The following is a 12,060-nucleotide window of genomic DNA, read 5'->3' as shown; positions in this document are numbered from 1 at the left end:
TCGACGAGCCGGGAGATGCCGAGTGGACGGGAGTGGACGCGACGCTTCCCGGCCGCTGCCACATGATCGCCGCCGGGGTAGGGGGGTCGGACAGGGCCGAACAGTCCCCACTGTCCGCCGGGCAGAGGGACCAACGGCCCTGATGTGCCCGGCGGTGCGGAACGCGCTCTCGTCACACGACCGCCGTCCGACGCCGTTGCGCCACGCTTCGGATCATCTGGCCGTGTTCGCGCATACCGCCATGGCGTGTACGGACGCAACCGCGTGGCCGACCCCGCGGAATCGAGCGACCGGCGCGGGTCAGGTCAGCTTGCGGCAGTGCAGCGCGTCCGGGGTACGGGAGGAGCCGAGGCGGCCGGTGTAGGCGATGCCGGCCGCGTACTCGTCGGCGGCGCACTGGCCCTTGTAGTGACCGTGGGCGAAGTCGCCGCCCTTGGGGGACGGGCCCCTGTTGTCACCGCGGTCGAACCAGACCGTACGGCCGCTCGTGCCGGTGATCGCGCCGGGCCGGGCGACCGCGCACAGGGCGGCGGAGACGGCGGCGCCGCGGACGCTGTAGCCGGTGAGGAAGTGGCCGTCGGCGCACTGGAGTTTGGTGTATCCGGAGGCCCAGTCGCCGCTGGACCCGACGTGCCGTTCGTCGACGACCACCTCGTGCCCGCCGGCCGGGTCCCCCAGGGGCCCGGCGGTCGCGTCGGAGCACAGACCGCGGTTGCCGGTGTGGCTCAGGCCCAGGAGGCGCTGTCCGTCGGGGCAGACGGCCTTACGGGCACCGGAGTTCCAGTCGGGGAGCGCGCGCATGCGCCGCGAGGCGATGAAGTCGGCGTGGTCGGGGCTGAGCATCGACCAGTCGGCCACCGGGGCGATGTGTCCGGTGCGGCCCGGGGCCCCGACGAGCCGGGTCCAGGCGGCGGCCCGCCAGTCGTCGCCGTCGTACAGGCCCATGCGGTGGCCCGCGGCGTCCCAGTGCAGCAGCGCCCAGCCGTTGCCCCTGCGGTTGTCGTGCCAGCCGACGAGCGGCCAGTACGCGAAGTCGGCGTCGGTGCGGATCAGGTGGTCGACGAAGTTCTCGAACCAGGCGCGCTGCTTCGCGCCCGTCTCCTCGCGGCCGCCGACGCCGAACTCGCTGATCCAGACGGGGGCGGTGAAGTGCCGCTCCCCCTCGGCGGTGACGTAGAGGGCCTGCCGGTTCAGGACGTCGGTCAGCTCGGTGGGGCTCAGGTCCTGGTAGCGGGGGTCGGTGGTCTCGCCGATTCCGGTGGCGCCGCTGTGGTTCGGGCCGGTGTAGCCGTAGAAGTGGGCGGAGTACACGAGTTTGCCGGAGTCGACGAGCGTGTGCGAGAGATGGCGTACGGGCTCCAGGGTGGGGCGCCCGTGCGCGAACCCGTCGACGGGGATGCCGGTCCAGTTGATGCCCTCGACGATGATGAGAAGGTCGGGGTTGGCTTCCGTCAGGATGCGGTCGCCCACGCGCTGGGACGCGGTGAACCAGTCGTGGTTGTCTCCCAGGCCCCAGTTGGGGTCGTCCCAGACGGTCCGGCGTACCTCGTTGTAGAGGTCGGCGCCCACGACGCGCTGGTTGCCCTGGTAGCGGCGGGCCATGAACAGCCAGTCGCTCTCCCAGGCTCCGGTGGACCGGCTCGCGTTCCAGCGCTCGTTGCCGTCGACACCGCAGCACCAACGGGTGGTGTTGGTGTGGTTGTTGAGGATCACCGCGATTTTGGAGGCGGTGAGTTCGCGGACCACGACGTCGTAGACCTCGAGCGGGGTCCTCCCCCGCAGGGTGGGGTTGGCGGCGACGGCGCCGTCCGTCACGGGGCGGGTGTCGTGGATCATCTCGTTGGAGAAAGGCAGCCGGATGCTGTTGATCCCGATCTCGTGGAAGCCGGAGATGATCTCGGCCATGGGGGCGCGGTCCAGGCCGAGGGGGACCCGGCCGGCGTTCTCGCCCGCGTGGTGGTTGGCGTCGTCGTCCGCGCTGCCCGAACCGTTCCATGTGCCGCTGGCGCCATGCCAGTTGCCGGAGCGCAGCTTGAAGCGGTCACCGTCCGCGTCGACGATCCAGCGGCCACGCGTGCTGAGCGGCGCGGACCAGTCGGGGACGGAGGCGGCGGACGCGCCGGCTGTGGCGGACACAGCGCTCGTGCCGGCCGTCGTCGCGGGGTCGGAGACGGAGGGGAGTCCGTCTGCGGACTCCTGTGTCGTCGCGGTGGCGGCGGCAGCGGGCGTCACGGGCGCCAGCAGGAGTACGGCGGCCAGAGTCGCCCTGACGAAGGATCCGCGCACGGTCACCGTCCCGAGGACTAAGTTGTCATGGCGACGACATCATGACGGACGGGGCGCCATGGGTCCAGGCCTACGGAGGAGACCTGCGGGACCGGCCGCCCGCACGGTCACGCCGGGGCGGGCTCGGCGAACGCCCGTCGACTGTGGTGCAACAACTCCCTTACCGCAGCAGCACTTTGGCCGCTCTTCCAGACCAGGGTGAGCATCGCCGGTGTGTCGACGTCGTCGATGAGGCGGGCGGTGAGCCGGTCGCCGTGGCCCGCGGCCATCGACTCGCTGAGGACGGCGACACCGAGCCCGCGGGCGGCGAGGTCCGCGATGGCGTCCGCCGCGCCGGCCTGCAGCGCGATCGCGGGCCGGAGGTCCCGTGCGGCACAGGCCAGGTCGAACGCCGTGCGCAGCCCCGTACCGGAGGGCATGCAGACGATCGGATGGGCGACCAGGTCGCGCAGCGTGACCCGCCGCTGGTGCGCCAAGGGGTGCCCGGCCGGAACCGCTGCCACGAGCCGCTCACTGAGGAGCGTCAGCGCCTCCAGCCCGTCCGGGGCGGCAGTCGCGGTTCCGACGAGGGCCAGGTCGACGGTGCCCGCGCGTACACCCTCGACGAGCCGGTCGGAGTTGTCCTCCAGCAGAGCGATCTCCACACCGGGATGCGCCCGGTGGAAGGCGGCGAGGGCGTCGAACAGCGGCGTGACCGTGCAGCCCATGACCATCCCGACCGTGAGCCGGCCCCGGATCAGGCCGGTGACCTCGCCCACCGCCTGGCCCACCGCCCCGGCCGCGGCAAGCGCGGCGCGGGCGGGTCCGAGCGCGGCCTTTCCCGCGACGGTGAGGGTGACGGCACGCGACGACCGGTCGAACAGTTCGGCGCCGAGTTCCCGTTCCAGCCGGCGGATCTGGGCGCTGACTCCGGACTGGCTGATGCGGACCCGCTCGGCCGCCCGCGTGAAGTTCCGCTCCTCGGCGACCGCGACGAAGTACTCCAGCTGCCTCAGTTCCATAACTGCGGATTCTAGCTTCCATTAGATCCATCTGTTGGACTTCTGCTCGGTGGGCGGCCACGCTGGAGGCACCGAAGCTTGAGCGAGGCCAGGAGGCACTCATGACGGAAACACCGGAGCACCAGCACGAGGGCGAGTCCGCGTACGAGAAGGCCATGCGGCCCGAGGACATCACGCGCCTGTTCGTCGAACGGTCCAACGCCGGTGACGCGGCCGGAGTCGCCGCGCTCTACGAGGAGGACGCGGTGATGGCGTACCCGCCCGGCGACCGGACCGTGGGCCGGGAGGCGATCCGCGCACTGTGGGAGAAGGTGCTGGCCAACCGTCCCCGCTTCGAGCCGGAGCAGCCGCTTCCGACCCTGGTCAGCGGCGACATCGCCCTCACCTCGACGCCGCCGGGGGACGGGGCGGGCGCCCGCGCGCAGGTCGTCCGGCGCCAGCCCGACGGAAGCTGGCTACGCCTGCTCGACCAGCCCGAGTTCGTACCGCCCACCGCCGCCCGCTGAGCCCTGTTCCCCGGGCCGGAGCGGGGCTCCCGTGCTCTCTTGTGGTTACTCAGGAGCTGGAGGAGAGTGGTCGCCGACCTGGCAGATCGCACTCCTCAAAGGGCTGGGGAACCGGAGGCGCCGGCGCGCAGCGCGTCGAATCCCAGGACCGCCGGTCCCTCACCGCTCGCCGCGAGCACGGTCTCCGCCGCACGGTAAGCGGTCAGGTCAACGGCGGTGGGCAGCCGTTCGGGCACCCGGTCGGTCAGCCGTATCTCCACGTCACGGCCGGTGGCCCGGCACTGGTGGGCGAGCAGGTCGAGGGCCTGGAGAGTGGGCTGCGGCCGCCGCGCGACCTCCGCCTCACCCTCCCGGACCGTGTCGAGGAGGGCGCGCATCGCGGCCAGGGCCTCTCGGGCGCGTTCCGCGGTCCCGTCGAGCCGGCCCGCCTCCGCCTCCGCGACCATGTCGGCGGTGCGCGCCGGCACGGTGGTCTCCAGCCCGGCGGTGACTGGCACAGCGCCCGTCGTGCGAGCCGCCCCAGGAGTCCAGCCCGAAGCCTTCGGCGAGAGCCTCGACCAGGGTCGACTTGCCCGAGCCGTTCTCACCGACCGGACAGGTCACCGGCGCGGTGAGGTGCAGACCCTCCGCCACGAGCCCCCGCACGCAGGGCACGGACCACGGCCATTCCCCCCCGTCCCCGTCGGGCTAGACACCGAATACGTACGCATGTTCGATTATCACACCCCGAGTTTCCCATGGAGCCGGGAGTAGTGAACCGTGGACGGCTGTGGCAAGCGGTGCCCGCAGGCCCATACTGGTGACAATGACAAAGCCAGTTGCACCGAAGCGCATTCTGCCCACCAGCCCCTTCAAAGCCCCGGTCGCACCGCCGCCCAAGCACTTCGCGGTGGGCGACCAGGTCACGCATGACATGTACGGTCTCGGCCGGGTAATCGGCATCGAGGACGGAATCGCGGCACTCGTGGATTTCGGTTCGGCGCAGGAACGGATCCTGAGCCCGTACGCCAAGATGAGCAAGCTGTAGTTGCAGCTGGAGCCGAAGTTGCCGCTGGGGCCTACGTCGCAGCCGGAGCAGCGGCTCCAGGACCGCCGGGCCCGGTCACAACATGTACATGCCAGACCCTTTCATGGCCCCGCACCGAATCGGAGACCTCTCATCGACCTGACCTCGCTGTTCTCCGCCCCGGAAGGGGCACCGCGCCGGACCACCGCGGCATCGCCACCTCCAGCGGCGGACCCCTTCCAGGCCCCGGACTTCGGGGAGGACGAGACCTTCCTGTTCGAGGACGAGCAAGCGTCCCTCCCCGACCTGGACACTGGTACGACCTGGCGCAACGCCCGCTAGGACCTCTCGTTCGGAATCGAGGGACGTCCGATCTTCCAGGCCCTGAGCCGCCGGCCCCCGCGACGACCTCGCGGGGCCCGGCGGCTCAGGGTTCGATGCGCAGGGGTCGGGACTCGGTCACCTGGTCCACCTCCGAGACCCTGATCGTCGCCTTCATCGTCCAGGCGCCCGGCAGGGGGAGGTTGAGGTCGCTGGTGGCCCAGTAGCCGCCGCGGTCGGTCAGTCCGGCGTCGATGGGGCCGATGTCCTTCTCGGCGAGGGTGAAGGAGAGACGGAGCTCCGGGATCGAGTCCAGGGCGCCGGCGGGGTCGAAGGCCACCGCCTGGACGCCGTTCTCACCCACCCGGCCGGGATCCAGAGTGATCTGTACGCTGCCCTTCCCGCCGGGGACGTCGAGGGCGTACGGGATCGTGATCACCGTCGCCGCGGGCAGTCCGGCGACCGGAGCTGTCCCGGTCGCCGCGGCCTCCGCCTCCGCTCGGGCCGGGAGGGTGCTGGTCAGCACCGTCGTGACCAGCAGCACCACGACCGCCACCACCGCTTCCATCAGAACGGAGACGCGCAGGGCGCGGCGAAAGCGGTCGAGGGACGGTTCGTTCGGGTCGGACGGGTCCGGGACGGGTACCGGGACGGACGGGTCCGGGACGGGTACCGGGACGGATACCGGGAAGTCCGTGGCGCCGTCGTCGGAGGCGGGCAGCTCGGGGGCGGTGGGCGGCGCCTTGTGCGGAGTGGCGGAGGCCACCAGTTCCGGGATCCGTTCCTGCACGGCCGCCATAGCCCTTTCCTCATCTTTCTCCGTCTTCGCGGCTGAGGCCGCCGAGGCTGCCGTCACCAGGCCGAGCGTCAAGCGGCGGGACAGGCCCGCCGCCAGCAGCAGTGCGGCCGTCACCACGAGCTTGACGGTCAGGGTCCTCCCGTACGACGAGTCCGCGAGTGCCGACCAGGAGCCGAGGCCCCGCCAGGACTGGTAGACACCGGTGACGACGAGGACCGTCACCGAGAGGAAGGCGAGGCGGGAGAAGCGGGTGACCGTGGCGACGGGCGGCGGGGTGTCGGCGCGGAACAGGATGATGAGCAGGGCCGTGAGCCCGCCGAGCCAGCAGGCCATCGCCAGCAGGTGCAGTACGGACGACGTCATCGCCAGCGGGACCTGGATACCGGCCGAGGCATGCTCGGCCGACGCCCACGTCAACGCGAGGGCGACGGCCAGGACGGTGCCCACGGCGAGCCGGGCGGGCGGTGTCCGGTCGGCCGGCTCACCGTGGCCTCGGGGCAGACGGGGCAGGCGCAGGAGGGCCGCCGCCGTCAGTACCAGCAGGGCGACCCGGGCCAGCAGCGCGATGCCCGGCCGCTCGGTGAGGACGCCGGTGAAGGCCGAGAGGTCGAACGCGGTCGCCGGGGACGTTCCGTTCTCGTACGGAGCCCGCAGCACGAGGAGGACCACGGTGGACGTCAGCAGCGTCCACCAGCCCGTGACCAGCGGCATCCGCAGCGGGGCGGTGTCCGGCGGCCGGCACAGGGCCGCGAACGCCACCGTGCCGATGAGCAGCGCGGCGGCGATGTACGCGAGATAGCGGCCGGTGTCGTAGAGGCTCGCGGTGATCGGGTGCTCCGCCGGGACCACGGGCGCCGCCGGTGCGGTGGGCGAGGGCGTGCCGATGGAGAAGGTGAAGGCGCCGGAGACGGGGTGACTGTCCGCGGAGACCACCCGCCAGGCGACCGTGTAGGTGCCGTCGTCGAGCCCGCCGGGCAGGCCGACGCGCGCGGTGTCGGACCTGCCGTCGGCGTGCTCCGGCTCGCCCAGCGGCACCCGGTGGTTGTCGGGACTGTAGATCCGGAACGAGTCGTCGAGCAGGGCGACGGACTCCGTGAAGGTCAGGGTGACGTGCCGGGGGGCGGACTTGACGACGCTTCCGTCCTCGGGGTCGGCTCCGCGGAGCGCCGCGTGGGCGCTCGCCGGCCCGGCGCTGCCGAGGAGGAGCAGGACCAGCACGGTGCCCAGCAGCACCAGCCCTTGAAGCCGCCGGGTTCCGCGGCCGGGCGTTCCACGATCCGTTGTTCCGCGGCCCGTTCCGTCGCCCCGTCCGCCCGCATCTCGTCCGCCCGCATCTCGTCCGCCACCGTCACCCGCCGCCCCGCTGAGCCGTCGCTGCACGTCGTTCCCACCTCCGGCCATCCGGCTATCCGGCTTCAGGTTGGGTACGGACGGGGGGCCCGGAATGCTCACCGCACCGGCGGGACGACGATCCGCCGGCCGGTCCGCATCACCTGTCTCCGAAGGCCGCCTCCCGCGTGAGGAACGCGAGTTGGGCCTTCTTCTCCGGCAGGTACACGTCCGGCAGATCGATCTCGGGCAGGACGACCTCGGGGCCCGCCGTGAAACCCTGCCGCAGGAAGCGGGCGACCGCCTTCTCGTTGGCCACGTCGGGGTCGACCACCACGCGCCCGCGGTCCAGGCCCAGCAGGACGAACCTGATCATGATGGTCAGCAGCACGGCGGTCCACCCGGAACACGTCCCCTTGGGGCCGGCCGGAGCGAGCAGCAGGTGGATGCCGATGTCGCCGGGCTCGACGGGATAGCAGTCGCCGACCCGGTCGGCCTCCGGCTCGTACGTCTGGAGCAGCGCGGCCGGCTCGCCGTCCTTGACGACGAGGTACGCGTGGTGGGTGTCGAGCGTGTCCATATGGGCGTAGATCTCGGCCACTTGCCGCTCGGTGAGGCCGTTCATGCCCCAGAAGACGGCGCGTTCGCCGCTCACCCAGCGATGCAGGACGGCCGCGTCCGCCGACGGGTCGAGCGGCAGCACGCGTACGGACCCGAAGCCGTCGGCCACGTGCTCATGAACGGCCGTGCGGGACGCGTACGAGTCAGACATCGGTCTCCTCCTGAAGCTCATCGGTCTCCTCATGAGTGCCCCGGCCCCGGACCACGTCCTCCCTGCGGAGCCTGTCCCAGTCGGTGACGACCGGGGCCAGGTCCCCCGCGAGCCACAGCGGCACCTGGTCGCGGTGGTGGGGTGAGTCCGGGACGCCCGAGGCGCCGAGCGGCACCACCCAGCGGCTGTCCTCGCGTCGGGCCAGGTCCCAGACGTAGCGGGCGGCCGGACCGCGCGCCGCGAGGTCGGTGAGACCGGGCACGGAGGAGGTGCACAGCACGCAGTCGTGGTCGCCGGAGAGAGCGGGTTCGTCGTACGGCGTCGTGGGCGGCAGGGCCCGCCAGGGTGCCAGCCGGTGGGTGTCGCCCCAGGTGCCGGACGGTGGCCGGGCGGCCACCTCCTCCAGCGCCGCACGCACCGCCGCCGGACGGTCGATGCCGTACAACTCCTTAGCGGTCAGGAGGTGTTCGAGCGCATAGCCGATCCGCGGGACCAGCGCGAGCCAGGGCTGGAACACCTCCGGGTAGGCCGGGGGCGTGGTCAGCCCGGCGAACGCGGGGTGCCGCGCGAGCTGCCGTACGAGCGCGCCGCGCACCGCCGCGTGGAGCGCCGCGCCGGTGCTGTCCGCGTCCATGTGCCGGTCCCAGTCCAGCAGTCGGTCGCGCAGGCCGGCCGCCGGACCGGTCAGATCGTCGAGGACGGCGACATGGTCCAGCAGGGCGGCGGCGGAGGCGAGGTGGGTGTCCGTGTGGAGGGCGGACATCTCGGCAGCCGACCAGCGTTCCCGCCGTGCGAGCAGCGCGGCGATACGGTCGGCGCGGTGCGGCGCGGCGAACTCGACGCCGAGGGGGGCCGCCGGGCCGCGCTGGTTCGCCATCACGGCGACGCCGTCGGTCAGACCGGCGCGCGGCGACTCGTGCCACCCCTGCCAGTCGTGGCCGGGCTCCCACGCGGGCACCGGACGGATCCGGTTGGCCTCGGCCCGTACCGGCACCCGGCCGGCCACCCGGTGCAGCGTGCCTCCCTCGGTGTCGGCGGCCTGGACCACGTTGACCGGCTCGGCCCACAGGCCGACGGCCCGGTCCACGTCGGCGACCCGGCGGGCCCGCAGCAGCGGCAGCAGGGCGCCGAAGCCCAGGTCGCCGGTGACGCGGGGCGGGTAGCGCAGGGCGACGGCGACCGGGGGAGCGCCGGGCTCGGACACACCGTCCTCGAGGCCCTCGGGGCCGCCGATGATCACCGGCCCCCGGTCGGTCTCGATCACCTCGACCTCGACCGGGTCCTCGCCGGCGACCTCGATGGTCTCGGTGTGCCGGGCGGCCCGGTGCCAGACGCCGTCCGGGCCGAGCGCCTCCACACCGATGCCCGTGCGGCGCAACTGCTCCCGGTACAGGTCCTGGTAGTCGGCCATGGCGTTGGTGATCGCCCAGGCGACCGAGCCGGTGTGGCCGAAGTGGGCGATGCCCGGAACGCCGGGCACGGCGATACCGACGACGTCGAACTCCGGGCAGGACAGGCGGATCTGCTGGTAGACGCCGGGGTCCTCGATGAAGCGGTGCGGGTCCCCCGCGATCACCGCCTGCCCGGTCACCGTCCGCTCCCCGGCGACCAGCCAGCCGTTGCTTCCGGAGGTGCCGGGACCGTCGGCGGCGAACAGTCCCACGGCGTCCCGCCCGAGACGCTCGACGACCTGCTCGCGCCAGAGCTTCGCGGGGAACCCGGCGAACAGGATGTGCGTGGAGAGCCACACCGCGAGCGGCGTCCAGGGCTCCCACCGGCCGGGCGCAAGGGCGGCACGGGTGAATTCGGGGGCTGCGGTGGGCTCGAGGGCTGCGGTGGGTTCAGGAGCTGCGGCGGGCTCGGCGGCTGCGGTGGGCTCGAGGGCTGCGGTGGGTTCAGGAGCTGCGGCAGGCTCGGCGGCTGCGGCGGACCCGGGGGCCGGGGAGTGGGAAGTATCCGGGGCCGCCAACCCTTCGTTGACCCCCTCCACGTACGCCCGGAGCCACCGGGCCGTCTCCGGGTCCCGCCGGTCCAGTTCGGCGAGGCAGCGGCGGGCCGTGTCGGCCAGGCGGACACGACGGGCGAAGCGGTCCCAGGGGAGGGCCTCGGGGCCGAGGAAGGACGCCGAGGTGCCCTGCGCCCTGTGCCGTTCGGTCTCCAGCTGCCAGGCCCGGTCGAGGGCGGTGACCCGGCCCTGGACACGGGCGAGTTCGACGGCGTCACCCGCGCGCAGATGCGGAATGCCCCAGGCGTCCCGGAAGATCTCGCCGGTCACTGTGCCCCCATTCACTTCAGGTTAGGCTCCCCTAAGTAAGCCGTGGCGGAATCGTACGCGAAAGGCGGACGAGCGAGGGGCAGGGGCGGGGCTGGGAGGGCGCGGTCCTCAAGCTGATGCGCGCCAAGGGCTTCGAGTGCGCGGTGACGCGCGCCGAGGACGCCACCCCCGCCTACCGGCGGCTGCGCTTCACCGACGGCGGCATGCTCGCCGCGACCGGCGTCCACCCGACGATCCGGGTGCGGCTGTGGTCCGCCGGCGCGGACAAGCCGCACCAGCGGGCGTACACCCTCGTCGACCCCGGCCGGCGGCCGACGCCTTCGGCCTGGAGTTCGCCCTGCACGAGGGGTGCGCCGGCGACTGGGCGCGGGCGGCGAAGTCCGGGCACACCGGCAAGGAGCTGCTGAAGCGGCTGAGGACCTGCCCGGTTCCGGCAAGCAGAAGGCACGGATCTTCCTCGCCCGCTTCCGTTTCATGCCGTTCTGGGATGTTTTTCCAGCGCCACACTCCTCCGCCATGGCTGCGCCCGGAACGTCTGGGCCGGTAGGCTTTCCGTGTGATCTTCAAGCGCATCGGAAACGGCCGGCCGTACCCCGACCACGGCCGGGAAAGCACCCGGTCGTGGGCGGATGTCGCGCCGCGCCCGGTCCGCCTCGATCAGCTCGTCACGACGAAGCAGCAGCTCGACCTCGAGACCCTCCTTGCCGAGGACTCGACCTTCTACGGCGACCTCTTCGCGCATGTCGTGAAGTGGCAGGGCGATCTGTATCTGGAGGACGGCCTGCACCGCGCGGTACGGGCGGCGCTCCAGCAGCGCCAGGTGCTGCACGCCCGCGTCCTCGAACTGGGCTGACACTCCCCGTCCGCCGACCGGTGCCCCACCGGCCGGTGCGCGAGTGACGCCAGTCGTCGGTCCGTGGTGGCGTCAGTCGGTACACAGAGGGCACCGCTGCGCCATCGAGGCCCCTCGTGTCCGCCGGATGCACCCCTGTCGGCACTGGGTTTGACCCTTTCGGGTTGGACTGCGTGCTATCGAATGATCATCTGGTAGGCATAGCTGCCAGAGCGCATTACGCTGCGCCCATGAGCATGCTGACTCCTCCCGGCATGGGCGGCCAGTACCAGATCCGGGGTGACAAGTACCCGCGGATGCGCCGACCCCGACGCCGCGGCAGGCTCGTCGTCCTGGCCATCACCTCCGTCGCGGCGCTCGGCGTGGCCGGCTGGGGCACACTGCAGCTCTTCGACGTCTTCACCGGTGGCGGCAACCCCGCCTCCGCGGTCGGCGTCAAGGCGGGCTGTGCCACCAAGGCGAGCCCCTCGCCCAGCCCGAGCCCCAGTGCCGCGCTCCCCGGACCCGACCGGATCACGGTCAACGTCCTCAATGCCACGACCAAGTCCGGCCTGGCCAAGAAGACCGCCGACGAGCTGAGGAAGCGCGGTTTCAAGATCGGCGACGTCGGCAACGCGGCCAAGGAGTACGACAAGAAGGTCAAGGGCACCGGTGTGCTCCTCGGCCCCGCGTCCGCTCTCAAGACCTCGCTGCCGGTGCTCGGCACCCAGCTCGCCGACGCCGAACGCCGCACCGAGGCCTCCCGCAAGGGCGGCGAGATCGACCTGATCATCGGCGACGCCTTCACCCGGCTGACGGCCAAGGCGGACGCCGACCGGGCCCTGGCCGCGCTGAACGACCCCAAGCCCGAACCCACCGCGAAGAAGAGCTGCTGACGCCCGAGACGGAAGCAGAAGCAGAGGCGGCCGCCCC

The 12,060-nt window shown here is 72.3% G+C and carries 10 protein-coding genes and 2 pseudogenes; 5 read left to right on the top strand and 7 right to left on the bottom strand.

The genetic code is table 11. The features are described 5' to 3' along the window. Positions 1 to 300 precede the first annotated feature (300 nt). Together ACFPZI_RS23605 and ACFPZI_RS23600 are read right to left on the bottom strand one after the other, a co-directional pair. Positions 301 to 2,286 (bottom strand): glycoside hydrolase family 5 protein, encoded by a 1,986-nt coding sequence (locus ACFPZI_RS23605; protein ID WP_381366416.1) that lies wholly within the window; start codon positions 2,284 to 2,286, stop codon positions 301 to 303. Between the two features lie 107 nt (positions 2,287 to 2,393). Beyond that, positions 2,394 to 3,287, bottom strand: coding sequence for a LysR family transcriptional regulator (locus ACFPZI_RS23600; RefSeq protein WP_381366291.1), 894 nt, complete (start codon positions 3,285 to 3,287; stop codon positions 2,394 to 2,396). 101 nt (positions 3,288 to 3,388) lie between these two features. Between ACFPZI_RS23600 and ACFPZI_RS23595 the strand changes: the two genes are divergently transcribed. Beyond that, the gene (locus tag ACFPZI_RS23595) at positions 3,389 to 3,793 is read left to right on the top strand and encodes a YybH family protein (protein WP_381366288.1); all 405 of its coding nucleotides are present in this window, start codon (positions 3,389 to 3,391) and stop codon (positions 3,791 to 3,793) included. A 95-nt stretch (positions 3,794 to 3,888) separates the two neighbouring features. Here ACFPZI_RS23595 and ACFPZI_RS23590 read toward each other — a convergent pair whose 3' ends face one another. Then, positions 3,889 to 4,290, bottom strand: a complete 402-nt coding sequence (locus tag ACFPZI_RS23590) for a hypothetical protein (RefSeq protein WP_381366428.1) — start codon at positions 4,288 to 4,290, stop codon at positions 3,889 to 3,891. Beyond that, positions 4,277 to 4,447, bottom strand: a pseudogene (locus tag ACFPZI_RS23585) (AAA family ATPase); the annotation flags it as partial. The gene ACFPZI_RS23590 and the pseudogene ACFPZI_RS23585, both read right to left, overlap by 14 nt. Before the next feature lie 151 nt (positions 4,448 to 4,598). On the opposite strand from ACFPZI_RS23585, the gene ACFPZI_RS23580 reads away from it, so the two are divergent. Next, positions 4,599 to 4,820 (top strand): hypothetical protein, encoded by a 222-nt coding sequence (locus ACFPZI_RS23580; protein ID WP_055608812.1) that lies wholly within the window; start codon positions 4,599 to 4,601, stop codon positions 4,818 to 4,820. A gap of 406 nt (positions 4,821 to 5,226) precedes the next feature. Here the strand turns inward: ACFPZI_RS23580 and ACFPZI_RS23575 are convergent, their stop codons facing one another. The 3 genes from ACFPZI_RS23575 to ACFPZI_RS23565 all read right to left on the bottom strand — a co-directional run bounded on the left by ACFPZI_RS23575 (position 5,227) and on the right by ACFPZI_RS23565 (position 10,295). Next, positions 5,227 to 7,152, bottom strand: a complete 1,926-nt coding sequence (locus ACFPZI_RS23575; RefSeq protein ID WP_381366284.1) for a copper resistance CopC/CopD family protein — start codon at positions 7,150 to 7,152, stop codon at positions 5,227 to 5,229. Between the two features lie 256 nt (positions 7,153 to 7,408). Next, a complete protein-coding gene (locus ACFPZI_RS23570) occupies positions 7,409 to 8,020 on the bottom strand; it encodes a GNAT family N-acetyltransferase (protein ID WP_381366281.1) in 612 nt (203 codons plus the stop codon). Continuing rightward, positions 8,013 to 10,295: a penicillin acylase family protein gene (locus tag ACFPZI_RS23565; RefSeq protein WP_381366278.1), complete on the bottom strand. Its 2,283-nt coding sequence runs from the start codon at positions 10,293 to 10,295 to the stop codon at positions 8,013 to 8,015. The genes ACFPZI_RS23570 and ACFPZI_RS23565 overlap by 8 nt, the downstream gene beginning before the upstream one ends. Positions 10,296 to 10,411: 116 nt before the next feature. Between ACFPZI_RS23565 and ACFPZI_RS23560 the strand changes: the two are divergent. The 3 genes and pseudogenes from ACFPZI_RS23560 to ACFPZI_RS23550 form a co-directional block, all read left to right on the top strand. Beyond that, positions 10,412 to 10,686, top strand: a pseudogene (locus tag ACFPZI_RS23560) (siderophore-interacting protein); the annotation flags it as partial. 165 nt (positions 10,687 to 10,851) lie between these two features. After that, complete coding sequence (locus tag ACFPZI_RS23555) at positions 10,852 to 11,148, top strand: type II toxin-antitoxin system VapB family antitoxin (protein WP_381208455.1); 297 nt, start codon at positions 10,852 to 10,854, stop codon at positions 11,146 to 11,148. A gap of 254 nt (positions 11,149 to 11,402) precedes the next feature. After that, a complete protein-coding gene (locus ACFPZI_RS23550; protein WP_381366413.1) occupies positions 11,403 to 12,023 on the top strand; it encodes a LytR C-terminal domain-containing protein in 621 nt (206 codons plus the stop codon). Positions 12,024 to 12,060: the final 37 nt, after the last annotated feature.

Origin of the sequence: Streptomyces chlorus, assembly GCF_042655885.1 — a bacterium.
Lineage (GTDB): Bacteria > Actinomycetota > Actinomycetes > Streptomycetales > Streptomycetaceae > Streptomyces > Streptomyces chlorus.
Note: the sequence above shows the minus strand (reverse complement) of the source record. Positions and strands in the feature narration are given on the sequence as shown.

Bases quoted from the DNA above. Each gene is read 5' to 3' on its own strand.
- ACFPZI_RS23580 (WP_055608812.1), top strand. From the start codon at position 4,599: ATGACAAAGCCAGTTGCACCGAAGCGCATTCTGCCCACCAGCCCCTTC.
- ACFPZI_RS23550 (WP_381366413.1), top strand. From the start codon at position 11,403: ATGGGCGGCCAGTACCAGATCCGGGGTGACAAGTACCCGCGGATGCGC.
- ACFPZI_RS23595 (WP_381366288.1), top strand. From the start codon at position 3,389: ATGACGGAAACACCGGAGCACCAGCACGAGGGCGAGTCCGCGTACGAG.
- ACFPZI_RS23600 (WP_381366291.1), bottom strand. From the start codon at position 3,287: ATGGAACTGAGGCAGCTGGAGTACTTCGTCGCGGTCGCCGAGGAGCGG.
- ACFPZI_RS23570 (WP_381366281.1), bottom strand. From the start codon at position 8,020: ATGTCTGACTCGTACGCGTCCCGCACGGCCGTTCATGAGCACGTGGCC.